Raw genomic sequence first — 19,918 nt, 5'->3', positions numbered from 1 at the left:
AGAGCACAGTTTACAAGCTGTGCTTTTATTAAAAACACAACGATGATAAAAAGAATTTTATTTTTCCTGGCGGTATTGTTGTTAAATACTTTTCACTCCCAAAATACAGCTGTAAATTCCGATATCTCATTTTTATCCGTTCTGAAGTCACAATTGGCAGCTGGTGTAAGTGGAGAGAAAAGTGAGACGGATTATCCAACCTATAAGTTTGCATTGAAAGATTTACAAGCTACAGAATCTGTTATAGCAAAAGAATTAGATGATAATGGATATAAAAAACCAAGTGCAGAAGAATTCATTACTAAAATTAATATGATCTTCAAAAGAGTAATTGATCCTAAATCAGAGTCAAAGTATTTACATGTCAATTTCGAAGATAAATGTTCGAAGGACCTGAAATTGTATAAAAATTCAAACAGTATCGATGTAAATCCATATAGTACTTATATTTTTAAGAATGGAACTTTCATTTCAGATTTATACAGTATTCCTGAAATAATGGATTATACTAAAAATCCTGAATTATTTCAGTTTGAAAAAGATGCTGAGAATAATAATCATATAAAAGATGTGAAAATATATTATTGGAAAGATATACACAATCTGAAGGAGCAGAGAAAGAAGAACATACAAACATTAGTTGCGCGTAACCTCTATTTGTTTAATGATAATAAGGCTCAATACAAATGGCTAACCCTTAATGATTCATATTTTATGGAGGCTTTAGTAAAAACTTTTGGCTACACTCAGGATATTGATTTACTGAAGTGGGTTATTGAAAGAACAAAATTTGATAAAAAAAACCCGTCTGATTATGGGAATTTGTTTTGGGTAAAGCAATGTGATGAAACAGTAAAAATACATGCTAATACTTTTAAAATTTTACAAGAGATTTATACTCCAGATATAACAAACGATATGTCAAATGAGAATAGATTTTTACTTGATTATATTAAAGGATATCTTGAATATTTTGCTGGTTTTAATAACAAAGAAACTGGCGTTTCAAAGGTAGATAAGGTAAAAATACTAGCGAATATCGTTTATTTTGCTGAACAATATAAGTATGACAAAAGATTTGTTTCGGGATATGGAGATAATTCAAAGATGATGGGAAGGTTACGATTCTTTTTAGATCAGGAAGAAGTAGACATTTTACAGAAAAATAATTATTTCAACCTTCCAAAATTTAAAGAATGGTGGGATAACGCAGATTATGATGAATATTTTGTTGAAGAATGTGAATACAACGGAACATGTGGCCCGGATAACCGACCTATGAATGTTACAGAATGGCGAAAACAACATCCTAAGAAATAATATATCAAGCACAGTCAGAAATGGGTGTGCTTCTTTTTTAATTGTGAAACACAAATTTAATATGATGAAAATACTAAATGTTTTGATGGTACCTCTACTACTCACTAGTGGTAATAATAACGGGCAAGAAAGAAAAGATATTCATTCTATTGGTACAAAATATAAGAGTGATAGTATCGTCGAAAATGTCTTAAAAAAACAACTTAAACAGGGGGCAACCTACACTATTGATGAGGCTGGTGCTGGACTACCAAAAATTCAATTTGAGACTAAAGAATTGAAAGCAACAGCAATAGTAGTTCATGAATTATTAAATTTAAATGGGTATAATACTCTTGGTACTGAAGATTTTAATAAAAAAATCAAAAATATTTTTGGAAGAATCATTGATTCAGATTCTCAATCACATTTTTTATACGTTAATTTTTTGGATAAATGTGATAAAGAGTTTGTTATGTATCATAATAATGGAGTTGATAACGAAGGCCTGTTTATAGATAAACAAAGAAAATTAATTACAGATTTGTATTATATACCTGAGCTTATTGATTATAAAAAAGAATATTCTAGATTAAATGATTTTGAAAACATCAATATAACAAGAAAATCAAGTATAGATAATTTGGATATTACAATTCCACATTGGAAAGATGTTAACAATTTAAATGAAATTCGGAAAAAAAATGTTCAAACCCTTGTAGCAAGGAATATGCTTCTTTTCAATGATAATAAATCTTATGTGGGCTGGTTGGCAGAGCACGATAAAGTATTTGTGAAGATGCTGGTGAAAAACTTTGGATTTACTAAGGAGCCGCACTTCAATGATCTTGTCATGAAAGATTATTTAAAAGCATATCAAACCTCTTCCGACATCGGCGATATTATTTTTGTAAAAAACTGTAAAGGAGAATTAGAAATAAGAACAGAGCTATTAAAGTATATAAAAGACCATACAAAAGCAGACGAAAACAGGCTTTTGAATGCTTTGGAGAATTTTGGATATGTATTGAAAGATAATACCAATTTTACATCAGATGAAAAATATAAAATACTTGCTTATATAGGAAATACAGTTGATCCTTTTTACTTGAATTTTGCAGGTGTTAATTCTGGGAATGCTATATGGAATGCTGAAAGCTTACTTTATAATAGTGTAGTTAAAGATAGAAATATTATTTTAGTATTTCAGAAAAACAACTATTATGGGTTGCCTGATTTAAAAGATAGCCTGATAAGAGTTCAAGCAATTATTGAACATTCTTCTGAGTAAATTTAATAAAAAATAGCACAGTTGGATTTAACTGTGCTTTTGTTAAAAACACAACCATGATAAAAAGAATTTTATTTTTCCTGGCGGTATTGTTATTAAATAATTTTCATTCCAAAAATACAGCTGTAAATTCCGATATCTCATTATAAAGCATGAATCAGAAAAAATAAAAGCCAGTTACTTTATAAGAACTGGCTTTTATTTTTGGATATAATTTTAAGGAAGCGTTGAAAAATTGATGTTTGGAGCTTGTGAAGGTGCTGTAACAGAAAACTGCGATCCGGGAGCAACAGTTGTACTAAAAAAGCCGCCATTTTGCAAAAAGAAAGCATTACCATTTGTTCCACCTATTGCATCTATTCTTTGTTGTGCATTATAAGTATTATCCACAGTAAATTTTGCTCCGGAAATAGCAATCCAGTTTCCGTCTGAAGTTCTCACCCATTGATTCTTGAATTCTGCTTTTCTGCCCTGATATCCATTTTCAGGATTGAAGTTTTCCACGAAGCTATAAAAGCTTTGTAGATAGGTGTTGGTTTCAGGCCGTTTCCAGCTGGCTATCAGTTTCCATTCCGTAGCATCCGGGGATAAAAACCATGCTGTAAAATCTGTTTTTCCTGTTCCGTCCGGTTCGCCTTTTAATAAAAATTTATAGGTTTGCCCGGCACTCCAGTTATACTTGTAATAACTCTGTCCGCCAGAACCTTCATTGCCAAATTCCCCAATCGTTACCCCGCTGCCTGCTCTGTTGAGAATAATTTTCTGCTCAGGAGGAATATTGTTAGGATCATCGGTTACAAAGGGACTCCATACAGAGAATAAAATCCTTCTTTCAGCAGCAGAATTAACCTGCATACCGAAATATCCCGCACTAAAGCCATTGGCCATGAAATAAGAACCGATTTTATCTTCTCCCACAGGAACTGTTACTTCGTTATAATAATAGCTCACATTATTTGTGGTGGGAACGATATAGTTCAGATGACATGAAGGTCCTCTGCGTGCCCAATAATAGTAAGAAGGATCATTGCTGTAAACATTGGTTCCTGTAGAAGCTGTGCCACTGAAAGTCACATCCGTAAGATCTGCAAAATATCCGCCGGTTTTAGAAACACCCTGAAGGTCTACTTTCACATAACCTGGTGTGGAAACAATAAAATCTCCCACTGTATACTCTTTAGAAACAGATCCTGTTAAAGTAACATTCTGGGAGGTATTGCCTACCGTTACTTTAACAATACTGGTTCCTGATGGAACAGAAGCTTTTAATCCAATTTTTAATGTTCCTGTATTGCTTACCCTGAAATAAGTACTGATCACCGTATTAGAGTTTGTCCAGTTATCCAGTTTGGTGGAAGTGATCACCTCGCCGGCTCCCAAAGGTTTTACAGTTAAAAAAGAATTTCCTGCAACGGGAACATTAAAGGATAATACTTTCTTTAAAGGTGAAACATTTTGGATAGAAACAGTGTCCTCCATAGTGGCAGTAGTTTCTGCACATGATTGAAAAATAAGTAATGCGGCGATACCACAAAAAGTATCAGCTAATAATTTTAGTTTCATAATTGTATTTGTATTTATTTCCACTAAATTAAATTTATTTATCAAATAAAAAAAAATAATTCCCATTAATTTGATTAATTTTTTTGAACGAATATGTTTTTCTCCATATTTTCCATATTTCTGAGCGGATTAAATGAGGAAAAGAAATGGAGCTAGGTATTAATTGATTAATATTACTAACCTGAAATTTTAATCACTTTGTAACTTCCCGGACACTTTTTGCGTTGAATGTCCCTATTGATTCTGCCGGAAACAGTATGAGAATACAGTTGAACGTTATTTTAAATAGTAATTACCAATCTTCCGGGCTCAAGAAATAAATTTTATCTTTTTAATGTTTAAATTTTAAAGTGCTGATAATTAATCATATAATAACATGATGTATATATGAAGTATCTCTTTTTTTTGTTTTTTATTGAAATTAGAAATACAAGTTCTATATATAATTTAATTTTATCACTTTCCAAAACCAAATTACTATGTTAAAAAGCACAATAGATTCCTCTACAGGATTTGAAAAAAGATTTGAAAAGATAGAGACGGTTATTTTCACGGATTCGCTTTCAGCTTCAAAATCCGTAGCAAAAGAGATTTCAGACCTTATCCGTGTAAAGCAGTCTCAAAAACAACCCTGTATTTTAGGTTTGGCTACCGGCTCATCACCCAAGAGCTTATATGCTGAATTGGTACGCATGCACAGAGAAGAAGCATTGAGTTTCAAAAACGTCATTGCTTTCAACCTTGACGAATATTATCCTATGGAACCGGATTCCGTACATAGTTATGTTCGTTTTATGAAAGAACTGTTGTTTGATAAAGTAGATATTCTTCCTGAAAACTATCACATCCCTGACGGAACATTATCTAAAGAGGAAATAGCAGACTACTGTGCAGAATACGAACTTAAAATAGAAGCCTTAGGTGGGATAGATTTGCAGATTCTGGGTATTGGCGGTAATGGTCATATCGGGTTTAATGAATCGGGCTCCTTACAAAATTCCAGAACGCGACTTGTAGCTTTAGATCATATCACAAGAGTGGCAGCCAGCAATGAGTTTTTGGGACTGTCGAATACCCCCAGAACAGCTATTACATTGGGAGTGAAGAAAATAATGGAGGCGAAAAGAGTAATACTATTAGCCTGGGGAGAATCTAAATCAAATATCATCAAAGAGTCTGTAGAAGGTCCTGTTACCAACATGGTACCGGCTTCCTATTTGCAGGAACACAAAAACGCAACTTTTGTATTGGATCAGGCAGCAGCTCATAAACTTACCCGAATTAATACTCCATGGCTGGTAGAGAAAATAGAATGGACTGATGCATTAACCCGAAAAGCAGTTTTGGGATTGGCCCAAAAAATAAAGAAACCTATATTGAAGCTTACCGATTCTGATTATATAGAAAACGGAATGAGTGATCTGTTGGCAGACAAAGGTCCGGCTTACAATATCAATATTGAGATTTTCAATAAATTACAACACACCATAACGGGTTGGCCGGGAGGTAAGCCGGGAGCAGATGACAGTAACAGGCCGGAAAGGAAAACTCCTGCCAAAAAAAGAGTCCTTATATTCAGTCCGCATCCGGATGATGATATTATCAGTATGGGCGGAACTTTCATACGACTGCACCAACAGGGGCATGAGGTTCATGTAGCTTATCAAACTTCCGGCAATATAGCGGTAGCAGATTCTGAAGCATTGCGGTTTGCCAATTTTGTATGTGATTATAATGAAATGTTTGGCATTGAAAATAATGCAGCACAAAAGATTTTTGATAAAGCTATCAAATTTTTACAAAATAAGAAAAACAGTGATATCGATATTCCTGAAGTAAGACATATAAAAGGTTTAATAAGGAAAGGGGAGGCAAGATCTACATGTTATTACGTGGGAATACCAGACACCCAGATTCATTTTTTGGAAATGCCCTTCTATGAAACAGGCAGAATAGAAAAAAAGCCATTGAGTAAAGAGGATATAGAAATTGTAACGGATATTATAGACAGCGTAAAACCACATCAGATATATGCAGCTGGTGATTTAGCAGATCCTCATGGAACACATAAAGTGTGTTTGGATGCTGTTTTTGAATCTGTTAAAAATTTAAAATCGAAGGAATACATGAAAGATTGCTGGTTATGGTTATATAGAGGAGCATGGAAAGAATGGTCTATAGAAGAAATAGAAATGGCAGTACCATTAAGTCCGGATCAAATTTTGGAAAAACGCTATGGGATTTTTAAACATCAATCTCAAAAAGATGGAGTAGTATTTCAAGGGACAGATATGAGAGAATTCTGGCAGAGAGCAGAAGAAAGAAACAGAGAAACGGCAGAGACCTATCATAAAATGGGACTTGCTACTTATGCTGCCATGGAAGCTTTTGTAAGATGGAAATTCTAAAAAATTAAAATTCTGAATTAAGTAATAAACAGGTAAACAAAAAATACAAGTTCTTGTAAATACCATAAATGATATAGAACAAATTTCACTCCCTGAAGGCTTGTGAAGGAGGCATTATTCCCATATTTCAAGGATATATAGCACAAATTTTAAGCAACTTGCAAATTTATTGGGTAATTGTACCCGAAATTCTTTGCAATCTATTACATTCCATGTTTTTGATAGGAATTAACTCTTCATAAATACAAATCTATAAATCTAATTAAACAGATCTTTTCTCTTTAAACAGAAACCAGAAAATATAAATTCTGGCAGACACAGCCCATCTGCTATAGACTCAATAAGATACATTGGAATAATCTTCAAACTGGTGGTAAAAGGACAAAAACTGGTGGTTACCAGTATGGAGGTGTACAGTAAAAATATACATTTGAGTAACAAATATTTAACATTGTAGTAATAGCTTGTTCCCATTCAGCAACTACCCTTAGATAGAATATTTCAATAAAAACTTAAAAAAACATGAAGAAAAAAAAGATTATTTTAGGTGCAGTTCTTTTGTCCTCTGTAACACTTGTTCATGCACAGGAAACTAAAAACAAACCTTCGGACACTGTAAAGAAAGTAAAAAATGTGGAAGAAATTGTTTTAGTAGGATATGGAAAACAGAAGAAGGGAACTGTTTCCGGATCCATAGCTTCCGTTGACAAAAAAATACTACAGGATCGTCCGACAACAAGCTTAACAGCCAGTATACAAGGTGCCTTACCCGGGGTTACAATTAAATCCAAATTAGGAGATGTAGGTTCTGTACCTGATTTAAATGTAAGGGGAAGAAGTGTTGCCGGTAATTCACCACTTTATATTATAGATGGTATTCTCTCAAGTGCTGCAGACTTTTCAAGGTTAAGTCCCGCTGATATTGAAAATATAAGTATTTTAAAAGATGCTTCAGCAGCTATCTATGGTACAAGAGCCGGCTATGGGGTTATTCTTGTAGAGACCAAAAAAGGAGGCGGAGGTAAGATGAGCATAAGTTATAATATGTATAATGCCTATCAGACCCCCACTTATTTGCCTAAGTATGTGGATGCCGTTGGATACATGAAATTAAAAAATGAAGCCTATTTCAATGCTGATCATAATGTTGGTCTTTTTTCTCAGTACAAGCAGGAGCAAATAGATCTTACAGCTGCAGGTACAGATCCTGACAGATACCCTAACACTGACTGGTATAAGGAAACCTACAGAAAAATGGCCAATGTGCTTAATAATGAGATTAATGTGTCAGGTGGTGATAAAATTCGTTATTTCGCAAGCTTAGGGTACCTGAAACAGGAATCTCTGTCCCCTACAAAAGGAATGGATAGGTATTCTTTCAGAACGAACACCTCATCTAAATTAAGTGATAAACTAACAGTAAACTCTAATATATCGTTCATCAAACAAATGATCAATGATCAGGGAGGAGGTATTAATACTACAGAGTTGGCAAGAATATCTCCTACGATGGCACTAAGACAATCCAATGGATGGTGGGGATCTGTTAATGCGGGTAAAGTAGATAACACATTTGCAAATACCAATCCTGTAAGAAATAACATTGAGGGTGGAGACTTCAAGTCAAATGATCAAAAATTTATGGGAGCATTATCTGCCAGCTACGCTCCTGCAAAAGGCTTCAATATTGATGCTCAGATCAGTTATTCAAACTGGAACTATCGTTTAGGGGAATTTACAAATACACTAAACCCTGTATACAATTTTTTAACTCAAGCTCCTATTAGTGCAACTGCGAGAGCAGTTAATAATTATAAAGAAAAATGGGAATCTGATGAATTACTCAATACTCAGGTTCTGGTGAGTTATGAAAAAAATATTTCATCGCATTATTTTAAAATCTTAGGAGGAGCTTCTTATGAAGACTATACAGCAAGATCAATCTATGGCAAAAAATCTAATATACCAAAAGATGGATTGCATGCTTTAAGTGCTCTTAGTACCCTTGATGGAACGTTAGATGAATTGAAATCTAATACTCAACAATATGCTTTCCAGTCTGCTTTCGCCCGTATCAATTATAATTATCAGGAAAAATATTTTCTGGAAGGTATTATAAGGGCAGATGCATCTTCGCGTTTTGCTAAAGAAAATAGGTGGGGTTATTTTCCAGCATTTATGGCTTCCTGGAGGTTGGATAAAGAAAATTTTATTAAAAACCTTAACTTTATTAATACCCTGAAATTGAGAGGGTCTTACGGAAGCGCCGGATCTATTAATACTATTGGTTATTATGACAGCCAGACCTATATGGATAATGATTCTTCAGTTCTGGGGAATGTTATAGTAGGGGCAGTGGTACCTGGCAAACTGGGCTTTTCAGATATAGGCTGGGAAAAAATTGTTACCAAAAATATAGGACTGGACGGATCTTTATTCAATAATACCTTCACTTTCTCAGTAGATTTTTATAACCGTCTTACAAAAGGGGCTTTAATGAACAATCAGTTAGAATATGAAACCGGTGTAATCATGGACAACAATCCAGACAAAAACCAAACACCGCCAATTAATGCAGGCAATGTAGAAAATAAAGGGATAGAAGTTACTTTGGGCTACAATAAAAATTTTGAAAATGGAGACTTTTACATCAATGCTAATTTTGCTAAAAACCAGAACACTATTCTATCACTTGTCAATAGTAAGCCTTTGTATAATGATTACTGGATCACGCAGGTAGGAGGTTCAATTGGAGATTTCTATGGATATAAAACTGCCGGTCTTTTAACCCAGGAAGATATTAATAATAATTATCCTAAATTATACAGTTCATCCCAGCCAGGTGATATAAAGTATGTGGATATTAATGGCGACGGAGTTGTTGATGAAAATGACAGAACGGTTATAGGCAATGATGTTCCAGCTTTTACCTACGGTCTGAGCATCGGAGGAAGATATAAAAATTTTGATCTCAGCGTAGTGGGGCAAGGGGTAGCGAATGTTCAGGTATATCTGGATAAAGAATCCTCTCAGGCATTTTTCAATGGTGCAGGGGTAAAGCAATATGTTTTAGATAACAGATGGACTCCTGAAAATCCAAATCCTAATGCTTTGTACCATAGAGTATTGCCGGCTGGAGGAGGAACTCAAAATATAGGTGTTACCTCTGATTTCTGGCTTTTTGATGCAAGTTATTTTAGAATTAAGTCTGTTACTTTAGGATATTCCCTTCCTCAGGACGTGATCAACCACATAGGACTGAAAAAATTCAGAATATACGCAAACCTGGAAAATTACTTTACGCTGAGAGGTGACAAAAGAATAAAAGATTTTGATCCTGAAATGGCAAGTGCACGTTCCTCATATCCTAATTTAAAAACCGTATCCTTTGGTATAAATGCAACTTTTTAACTTAAATAAGATATCAAATGAAAAAAATAAAAATCATAGTACTGTCAGTTACCCTATCTATAGTTACCGGTTCCTGTAATTTAGACAGGTTTCCGGAAGACAAAATATCCGAAGATACATTTTGGAAAACTGAAAAAGATGCTACCATGGCGCTGAATGGTATTTATAAATACTTGTCCGGGGCAGCTTACCTAAGTTTATACAATGATTGTTACACAGATAATTCATATGCTCAATACCCCTGGGAGACAATGGCAGTAGATGCTTCTGCAGGAAATATACTTCCTTCTACAGATTTCGGATATGACTTTACGACAATCAGAATGGTAAATACCTTTTTAGAGAATATCGATAAGATCCCAATGGACAAAAATCTTGCTAAAAGATATAGCGCAGAAGCAAGATTTATAAGAGCTTTTAATTATTTTGATTTATCTCAGCGTTTTGGTGCTCTTCCGTTGGTACAAAAATCAGGTAAATTAGATGAAACATCTCTTACACCGGTTTCTGAAGCTGAAATTGATGATTTTGTAACCAATGAATTAAATGCTATTGAAAATGATTTACCTGCTATCTATACTTCCGGCCAGGATAAGGGTAGAATAACAAAAGGAGCTGTATTAGCATTTAAGGCAAGGGTCTATTTATACACAGGAAAATATAAAGAAGCCTATGAAGCTGCTCAACTGGTAATGAATTCCGGAATTTACGGGCTTTTCAATACAGCTTCAGTAGACACAAGTACAGACTATGATAGCTTTGTTACTTTTACTTCTACCACGGATAAAGATAATTTTTATAAAGGTTTAAGTAATTATCAGGCATTATTCTGGGCTAAAAATGAGGGCAGTATAGAATCAATTTTAGAAGCCCAGTATGTACCGGATTCAAAAGGAACATATAGTAATTACATGACCCTTCTTCTATTGCCCAATGAAGAGAGTGGTTGGAGCTCTATCACCCCAACAATCGATCTGGTGAATGCCTATTGGAAAAAAGATGGTACAGCATTTACCCCTCCTTCTGATGCTGTAAGAGCGTCAAACTATAATGATGGAAACCCAAATAATGCCTATCTCGACGAGTTCAAAAACAGAGACACACGTTTATATGCAAGTATTATGCACCCGAATGGCCCCTGGTCTTATCTGAAAGGCTTTGGAACAAACAACCTGTTCACTTGGGGTAAAGGAGGAAACAATACATCAAAAATTGGCTATAACTATAAAAAAATGGCAGACTATAGTTCATTAGATGAAAACTTAAATGCGAGTAATAATTTTATGCTGATTCGCTATGCAGAGGTACTGCTTACTTATGCTGAAGCAAAAAATGAATTGTATGGGCCGGATGCCTCCATTTACGATGCATTAGACAAAATCAGAAACAGAGTAGGTATGACCGTAGTAAGCAGAACACAAACAAAGGAAACGTTGAGGGATATTATTAGAAATGAGAGAAGAATAGAGCTAGCCAACGAAGGACATAGATTCTACGATATCAGAAGATGGAAAACTGCTCCCAATGTAATGAAAACAATCTACGATATCACAAATACACAGGTTGCAACAAGAGTTTGGAATGATAAGTTTTACAGATTCCCTTATCCTCAGACTGCCGTGGATTTAAATCCAAAATTAAAAGAAGCTCAGGCAGCAAAAGGATACTAAATATAGATTACAAGGATTAGCAGTATTTAACTGTCAATTAATTAAATAAACACATATGAAAAACAAATTATTCTTGTTGATATTACTGATATCTACAATCTGCAATGGTCAGGATTTTTCATCAAATAAAACCTTACGGACAGAAGAAGATGATGAAGATATTGAGTATGAAATTAAACATAAGTCGATGTCCTGGTTTTCAGACATGAAAGATTATGCAGACTATTTTAAAATCAAGTCCAATTTTGATAAGTATTTCGGAAACCACAGATGGGAAAAAAGTAAACCGCGAAGCCTTGGTGAAGACTGGCTCAGAACCAAACTGTTTTATCTGGATGAAAACGGAAAAGTAGTTCCGGAACCTTTGTTGATAAGCCATTCAAAAGCCAGCAACAGCCCATTAATAACTACGCAGACCCAGGTGGGAAGCTGGTCTATGATTGGTCCTTTCAACAGTGCCAGTACATCTTACTCAGGTAAGGGAAACCATGGAGGGTATGTATATCTGAATAAAATTGATCCTACTGATCCTCAGAAGATATTTGTATCTTTTGTAACCGGTGGCTTATGGCGTACAACCGATGGGGGATCAGTCTGGAATCTGGTAGATAACGGTTTTCCGGATTCTAAATATAATGACGTAGATGTATGCATTGCTAATCCGCAAATTGTCTACGCATTAAGTGACAGTCAGCTTATTAAATCTACCGATGGAGGGCTTAACTGGCTTACGACCACTATGACTGCGGCTAACTATCCAGGTAAAGCATATGATATTGCCGTGTCGCCTGTGAATCCTGATATCGTAGTTGTTCGTTGGGGAACATCGCTATATCGTACAACCGATGGCGGGAATTCCTGGAATGAGGTTTATACCGGGCTTCCTAATTATTCAATATGGGACTCATCCATACACAGCGAATGTTTGGAATGGGATCCCAATGACAGTAATTCTGTTTATTTTGCCAGTACTTCCAATACTAATGTTTTCAAAGTTTATAAGTCTGTGGATCAGGGATCAAGTTTTTCCCAATTGAATTCTACTACACTAAGTGCTTCCTCAAATGGCCAGATCATCGGGTGGACGAAAGTTTTTTTACCTGGTAATAATGCGGCATCATTCTATGTAGCGGCAGGTACAGGTTCAAGTGCTTATGGTCATAATGCGGTTCAATTATACAAATTCAATAAATTAACAGGAAATGTAGAGCTTACCAGAATCAATATGGTTTCCGGCATTGGAGATGTGTATAATCATGATCCGTTACTACACCATGGAGATATTCAGATGGACCGTAAAGATGAAAATAAAATAGCTTATGGAGGCTATGGAAATGAAAAAATACATATTTCTACCAACAATGGTGCTTCATTTTCACTAGCATCAGGAACTACGCATTCCGATATCAGGGCCATTGATTTTATCAACGGAAAGTTAATTGTAGGAAGTGACGGAGAAATGACAGATTCTAATGATTTGGGAAATACTTTGACCACGAAAACCAATAGTATCAGTAATCATGAATTATGGGGATTTGGCAGTGCATTTAAGAGCAATTTAGTGGCATCAGGAAATAACCATGGTCCTGCTATGATCAAAGAAAGTGCTAATGGTTTTACATGGTACAATGGGCCAGGAGCGGATCAGGGAAATACAGATGTAAATCCATTGGATGACCGTTATATTTACAGCCAGGGATATAGCAACTACCGTTATTTCAGAACCGGTGTACATACTTTGGTAAATGAACCTAATTTTTTGGATTTGGGAGGAATCTATGATTATTTCAATTCTATAGAATTTCATCCCAATAAATATTACACAATTATTACCCATCATGCAGGTCAATATCCGGATGGAAATCCTAATCTTGCAACATGGAAAAATTCTCTAATCAAAACCGAAGATAACGGAAACAGCATTTCTATTATTAAGACTTTTACTAAACAGGTATTCAGAGAAAAAATTTCTGCTAAGAATCCAAATGTAATGTGCGTTGTAGAAGGTATTACCAGTAATAAGCTTTGGAAAACTACAGATCAGGGAGCTACCTGGACTGATATAACACCTGATACAACCGTTACATTAGGCCCAAAGAACATATCAGATATTGCTATCGGAGATAATAATCCTAATGAAATTTGGGTAACCTACAGTGGAGTCCAGTCAGACTGTAAGGTTTTGAAATCTAATGATGGAGGAGTAACCTGGACTAATCTTAGTTCTCCCGTGCTCACTACTTCCCCTGTTACGAAAATTATTTTTCAGAGAGGTTCTAATGGCGGAGTATATGTAGGTAATAAGGCAGGAGTCTTTTATAGAAATAACAATATGAATAACTGGACTATGCTGGGTAATGGCTTGCCAATGTGTGATGTACGCTTTATGTTTATTAATTATAATGAAAATAAATTAAAAATAGGAACTTCCCGTGGTGCCTTTGAACACACTTTGTATGAAATAAGTCCGCCCAGTGCTCTGATATCAGCTGATAAAAATAAAATATATTGTCCGGTAACAGAAAATGTACAGTTTAAAGATTATTCAGTAGTTCGTAATGCCAGCGCAACATGGCAATGGAGCTTCCCTGGTGGAACTCCTTCAACGTCATCACTGGAAAATCCGGTAGTATCTTACAAAAATGCTCCGAATGGATTGTATTCTGTAACATTAACGGTAACAGATCAGTATGGCACTAGCACACAAACATTAAATAATTTTATTGAAGTCAATAATCAGTGTGGATCAAGCCAGCCCGATGGCGTCCCTGGAAACAGTATAAAGCTTACCGGTGATAGTAATAAAGATTACGTAGAAATCAATGATCTGAATATTAACAAAAACTCTTTTACCTTCTCCTGCTGGATTAAACCGGATGGAGTACAGACGGATTATAGTGGTATTTTTATGTCTCAGGGCGATGCGAGTGCGTTTGGAATGAATTTTAACGGTGGAAATAATACCATAGGTTTTCACCCGGGGTGGTCGTGGTCTTCAGGTTTGCAGGCTCCTCCAAATCAATGGACACATGTAGCATTGGTAAGCAATGGGATCAACGTAAAAATATATGTTAATGGAAAAGAAAGTGTGAACAGTACAGCATTGCCTTCAGAAATTGTTAATACTTTATTTTTAGGAAGTTATGGAAGAGGTTTTTCTAATAGGTTCACCAAATTGGAAATGGATGAAGTGGCTATATGGAACAGAGCTTTATCAATAGATGAGGTCAGACAATGGAGACATCTTACAAAAAGCACAGCAGGAAGCCCTATACTGAACGGTTTAGTATATTATCTTCAGTTTAATGAATCAGTGGGTAATATTACGATCAATAAAAATAACTCTAATACTGCAGCCTCATATAAAGGCAGCGGGTATACAAGATTATTATCTAATGTTCCTGTTTTTCATGGAGTAAGCGAGAAGATTAATATCAATTCTTCCGGGTTAAAAGATTTTACCAACGCAGGAATATCTATGGAATTTGCTCCGGGAACCTATCCTAATGGTGATGTTTGGGTGTCGAGAGGCAGTATAAATCCTGATCAGCTGCCTGATAGTAATACGAACTTTGGCTTTTATTCTATTGTTAATAATTATGGTGCTAACCAAACATTTGCTCCGCTTACCTCACTGTCTTTTTATAAGAATGCTGATTTTGCTAATTATCCTTCAGCATCTTCTTACCATCTTTTCAAAAGAGGCAGTAATGATTTCGGAAATAGCTGGGGAAGCAGTATTGACAATGCAGATACTGTTTCAGGAAGTGGGCTTAATACAAAAGTAACCTTTAATAACGGGCTAAACGTTAGCTCTTTCAGTCAGTTTATACTAACCGTTAATTCATCTGTGTTATCAGCTCTTAATCCTGTAAAATACAAGGCTGCTCATCCACAGATCGTTTCCAATCCCATAGTACATGGTACTCCTATTTCTATACGTTTACCAGAAAAATGGATAAGTTCTCATCTGATCATTTATGATACTTCAGGAAGAAAAATTGCTGAGAAATTCAATTTAAAAGCTGATGAAAATATATTGCTTAACCTTCCTCAGGGAACTTACACGGCATTATTTATTAAACAATCAGATAAGTATATCGAAAAATTCATTATTAAATAAATTTGAATTGATAAATTCCCACACTTTTGATGTGGGAATTTTGTATGACCAGACGTCCAAATTTACAGACAGAAACGGAATTTTATTTCTCCACCAACCGATGAATTAAAATTAAGCAGTAAATTGAGCAGACCTATTGTATGAGCTATATTTCTGAAATAAACAGAGTCAGCTTATTAAATAAAGTAGTGAATAAATGATCTATATTTTTGAAAGTCCTGTGATCACAAAAGATGATACAGTTGTTTTATCTCTAATATTGATCTCACGTTCTTAGAGTAGTATACAATATAAATTAATATATAAAACCAAGGTACATGAATACCGTTTTAAATTCAAAAAATCAAAAAATTTTACTCCTGAGTTCTTTTCTTGTTTTCTTCACCGGAAGAACTCAGGCTCAAAAAATTGATAATGTTTCCAGGAAGGGAGAAACCTCTGTAGAGGTTTTGTTTTCTGATAACAAAAAGCTGATCATAGATTTTTATGGGGAAAATCTTTTTAGATTATTTTTAGATCCCAAAGGTGGAGAAATGAGAAATCCGGAAGCATCACCTCCCGCTCAGATTCTGGCAGATCAGCCCAGAAAAAAAGTAAAAGAAATTGCGGTCAGTAATTTGTCACAGACTGTTTCCGTTTCTACCGCTAAAACTAAAATAGAAATTGAAAAAGCAACTTCTTTATTTAAAGTATTTGATCTGAATCTTCATAAAGAAGTATTTTCCTTTATGGCTCCCATAGAATTTAATTCTAAAGAAGTCGTATTGACCTTATCTCAGGGAAAAGATGAATATTTCTATGGAGGTGGTGTACAGAATGGGAGATTCTCTCATAAAGGAAACACTATTTTTATTGTAAATCAGAATAACTGGACTGATGGTGGTGTAGCATCTCCCAATCCTTATTATTGGTCTACAAACGGATATGGTTGTATGTGGCATACTTTCAAAAAAGGATACTATGATTTTGGTAAACAAAATAAAAATGAAGTGAAGCTGGCTCATGAGACCGATTATCTGGACGTTTTCTTTATGGTAGATGATACCCCCAAATCTTTGTTGAATGATTTTTACCAGCTTACCGGAAACCCTGTACTTTTACCCAAGTTTGGTTTTTATGAAGGGCATCTTAATGCCTACAACAGAGATTATTGGAAAATAGATGTAAAAGGAATACCATTTGAAGACGGAAAAAGATATAAAGAGAGCCAAAAAGACAATGGCGGAATTAAAGAATCGTTAAATGGCGAAAAAAACAATTATAAGTTTTCTGCCAGAGCAGTGATAGACCGGTATAAAAATGCAGATATGCCATTAGGATGGATTTTACCAAATGATGGGTATGGTGCAGGCTATGGACAAACTGAAACGTTGGAAGGCAACATTGCCAATTTAAAATCATTTGGAGAGTATGCCAGAAAAAATGGAGTAGAAATAGGATTGTGGACACAATCAGATTTACATCCTAAAGAAGGAGTTGCCGCTCTTTTGCAGAGAGATATTATAAAAGAAGTGCAGGATGCAGGGGTAAGAGTACTAAAAACTGATGTGGCCTGGGTAGGTCCTGGTTACTCATTCGGACTGAATGGCATTTCAGATGTCGCTCAAATAATGCCACGATATGGTAACGGAAGCCGTCCTTTTATCATTTCGCTGGACGGATGGGCGGGTTCACAGCGATATGCAGGTATCTGGACAGGAGACCAAACAGGGGGAGAGTGGGAATACATAAGATTCCATATTCCTACCTATATAGGTTCTGGTCTGTCTGGCCAGCCTAATATTACTTCGGATATGGATGGTATTTTTGGCGGGCAAAACCCGGTTATCAATACCAGAGATTTCCAATGGAAAACCTTCACTCCTATGCAGCTCAATATGGATGGCTGGGGAGCCAATGAAAAATATCCTCAGGCTTTGGGTGAACAAGCTACTTCTATCAACAGGAACTATTTAAAATTAAAGTCGAGCTTACTTCCTTATACTTATAGTGTGGCTAAAGAAGCTGTAGATGGGCTGCCAATCATCAGAGCAATGTTTTTGCAACAGGCTAATGATTATACCCTCGGAAAATCTACTCAGTATCAGTATCTGTATGGTCCCTATTTTTTAGTAGCTCCCATATATCAAGCCACGAAAACGGATAAAGAAGGGAATGATATCAGAAATAATATTTACCTCCCTGAAGGAAACTGGATTGATTACTTCACAGGACAAACGTATGAAGGAGGAATTATTTTAAATCATTTCGATGCTCCTGTTTGGAAACTTCCCCTATTTGTAAAGCCGGGTGCTATTATTCCGATGGTAAATGCTAATAATAATGTTCATGAAATCAATAAAAAAGTAAGGATTTATGAAGTGTATCCTTCAGAAAAATCCAGTTTTACAGAATATGATGACGATGGTATTACCGAAAATTATAAGAAAAATGAATCTGTATATACGCTTATAGAAAGTAATGTAGTGAAAAATACAGCTGTCATAAGTATTTCTCCTGCCAAAGGTAACTTTAAAGGTTTTGAAAAAGAAAAAATGACAGAATTCAGAGTTAACGTTACTCAAAAGCCATCCGGTGTAAAACTTTCTGTTGGAGGTAAAAATGTAAATCTGAAAGCAGTAAATACGTTAGATGAATTCAATAAAGGAGCAAACGTATATTTTTACAACAGCAAGCCTGAATTCAATAATTTCTCTACAAAAGATTCTGATTTTTCAAAGGTTTCTATTACCCGAAATCCCCAACTTTGGGTAAAATCAGAAATCACCGATGTCAGCAAAAACAAAGTAGAGCTTGTCATTAAAGACTACCAATTTATTAGTTCTAATCAATTGAAAAATAATTCCGGGGCATTAGCAGAAGCTTTAAAACCTGTCACTTCAGAAAGTACAAATACCGCGTATTCAATATTGCCATCGTGGAATAAAATACCTAATGCTGATTACTATGAAATACTATACGATAATATGGTATACAGTAATATTAAAGATAGTTCTTTCCTGTTTGAAGGGTTGACCCCTGAAACAAAATATGATTTCAAAGTAAGAGCTGTCAATAAAACCAATACTTCTGATTGGGTTCCTTTTTCATCCCGAACCAATAAAAATCCTTACGAATTTGCAATTAAAGGCATAAAAGCCACATCCTCCATTCCAAGCCAGGAAGGAGAAGGGATAGAAAACCTTTTTGATGAGGATGCAAATACGGGATGGCATTCGGATTATGAAAAGAGCAAAGTCCCTTTTGAAATAATTTTGGATTTGGGCTCTGTTAATACAATAAGTAAATTGGAATATATCCCTAGAAGCAACGGTTACAATGGAATATGGATGAAAGGTAAAATTGCGTATAGTGATAATAAAAAGGACTGGACAGAGCTTGGCTCTTTTGCCTGGGACAGAAATAACAAACCCAAATCTTTAGATTTTGCGGCACACCCTGTCACAAGATTCATTAAAATTGAAGTCGGCAGCGCCTTCGGAAACTTTGCTTCCGGAAATGAGCTATATATCTTTAAAGTACCAGGTTCTGCAACTTTACTTCCTGGAGATATTAATAATGATCAGAAAATTGATAGAAATGACTTTACTTCGTATATGAATTATACAGGTTTGAGAAAAGGAGATTCTGACTTTGAGGGATATATCAGTAAGGGTGATATTAATAAGAACGGTTCCATTGATGCATTTGATATTTCTAACGTCGCTACAAAAATTGATGGAGGGATAAATGATGAAGAATTGAAGCCACTGAAAGGTAACATTACAGTCTCTGTCTCAAAACAACAATATGCTAAGAATGATATTGTAGAAGTAGTGGTAAAAGGTAATAATCTACAATCTGTAAATGCACTGAGTTTTGCCGTTCCATATAACCAGCAGGAACTGGAATATATAGGCATTACACCATTACATATTGAACAAATGGAAAACCTCACTTATGATAGATTGCATACCAATAAAGAGAAGGTATTATATCCTACGCTGGTTAATACAGGACAAAAACAATCTTTAGAAGGCACAACAGATTTATTCATTCTTAAATTTAAAGCCAAACGAAACGGATCATTTAATATAAAAGCTGTTAACGGATTATTGGTGGATAAGACACTGAATTCTATTGACTTTTAATGACGAAGTTTAAAGCTAAAAAA

8 protein-coding genes are annotated in these 19,918 nt (G+C 35.1%); 7 read left to right on the top strand and 1 reads right to left on the bottom strand.

Going from position 1 to position 19,918, the window contains the following annotated elements; translation table 11 throughout:
• Window positions 1-42: 42 nt before the first annotated feature.
• Both AC5YGI_RS04800 and AC5YGI_RS04795 read left to right on the top strand, forming a co-directional pair.
• On the top strand, window positions 43-1,320 hold the full coding sequence (locus tag AC5YGI_RS04800) for a hypothetical protein (protein WP_496167666.1): 1,278 nt from the start codon (window positions 43-45) through the stop codon (window positions 1,318-1,320).
• 61 nt (window positions 1,321-1,381) lie between these two features.
• Window positions 1,382-2,590, top strand: coding sequence for a hypothetical protein (locus tag AC5YGI_RS04795; protein WP_496167665.1), 1,209 nt, complete (start codon window positions 1,382-1,384; stop codon window positions 2,588-2,590).
• Between the two features lie 216 nt (window positions 2,591-2,806).
• Here AC5YGI_RS04795 and AC5YGI_RS04790 read toward each other — a convergent pair whose 3' ends face one another.
• Window positions 2,807-4,153, bottom strand: coding sequence for a DUF3472 domain-containing protein (locus AC5YGI_RS04790; RefSeq protein ID WP_496167664.1), 1,347 nt, complete (start codon window positions 4,151-4,153; stop codon window positions 2,807-2,809).
• Between the two features lie 479 nt (window positions 4,154-4,632).
• Here AC5YGI_RS04790 and nagB point away from each other — a divergent pair, with 479 nt between their 5' ends.
• The 5 genes from nagB to AC5YGI_RS04765 all read left to right on the top strand — a co-directional run bounded on the left by nagB (window position 4,633) and on the right by AC5YGI_RS04765 (window position 19,895).
• Complete coding sequence (nagB, locus tag AC5YGI_RS04785) at window positions 4,633-6,561, top strand: glucosamine-6-phosphate deaminase (RefSeq protein WP_496167663.1); 1,929 nt, start codon at window positions 4,633-4,635, stop codon at window positions 6,559-6,561.
• 522 nt (window positions 6,562-7,083) lie between these two features.
• Window positions 7,084-9,972: a SusC/RagA family TonB-linked outer membrane protein gene (locus AC5YGI_RS04780; RefSeq protein WP_496167662.1), complete on the top strand. Its 2,889-nt coding sequence runs from the start codon at window positions 7,084-7,086 to the stop codon at window positions 9,970-9,972.
• Window positions 9,973-9,989: 17 nt separating this feature from the next.
• Window positions 9,990-11,642 (top strand): RagB/SusD family nutrient uptake outer membrane protein, encoded by a 1,653-nt coding sequence (locus AC5YGI_RS04775; RefSeq protein ID WP_496167661.1) that lies wholly within the window; start codon window positions 9,990-9,992, stop codon window positions 11,640-11,642.
• A gap of 55 nt (window positions 11,643-11,697) precedes the next feature.
• Complete coding sequence (locus AC5YGI_RS04770; RefSeq protein ID WP_496167660.1) at window positions 11,698-15,765, top strand: LamG-like jellyroll fold domain-containing protein; 4,068 nt, start codon at window positions 11,698-11,700, stop codon at window positions 15,763-15,765.
• Window positions 15,766-16,082: 317 nt separating this feature from the next.
• A complete protein-coding gene (locus AC5YGI_RS04765) occupies window positions 16,083-19,895 on the top strand; it encodes a TIM-barrel domain-containing protein (protein WP_496167659.1) in 3,813 nt (1,270 codons plus the stop codon).
• The last annotated feature ends 23 nt before the right edge of the window (window positions 19,896-19,918 follow it).

Source organism: Chryseobacterium sp. CS3K3.1 (assembly GCF_059515165.1).
This window is presented reverse-complemented; position numbering and strand designations above follow the sequence as displayed.

Coding starts and splice junctions, on each gene's coding strand:
- AC5YGI_RS04800 (WP_496167666.1), top strand. CDS start 43: ATGATAAAAAGAATTTTATTTTTCCTGGCGGTATTGTTGTTAAATACT.
- AC5YGI_RS04795 (WP_496167665.1), top strand. CDS start 1,382: ATGATGAAAATACTAAATGTTTTGATGGTACCTCTACTACTCACTAGT.
- AC5YGI_RS04790 (WP_496167664.1), bottom strand. CDS start 4,153: ATGAAACTAAAATTATTAGCTGATACTTTTTGTGGTATCGCCGCATTA.
- nagB (WP_496167663.1), top strand. CDS start 4,633: ATGTTAAAAAGCACAATAGATTCCTCTACAGGATTTGAAAAAAGATTT.
- AC5YGI_RS04780 (WP_496167662.1), top strand. CDS start 7,084: ATGAAGAAAAAAAAGATTATTTTAGGTGCAGTTCTTTTGTCCTCTGTA.
- AC5YGI_RS04775 (WP_496167661.1), top strand. CDS start 9,990: ATGAAAAAAATAAAAATCATAGTACTGTCAGTTACCCTATCTATAGTT.
- AC5YGI_RS04770 (WP_496167660.1), top strand. CDS start 11,698: ATGAAAAACAAATTATTCTTGTTGATATTACTGATATCTACAATCTGC.
- AC5YGI_RS04765 (WP_496167659.1), top strand. CDS start 16,083: ATGAATACCGTTTTAAATTCAAAAAATCAAAAAATTTTACTCCTGAGT.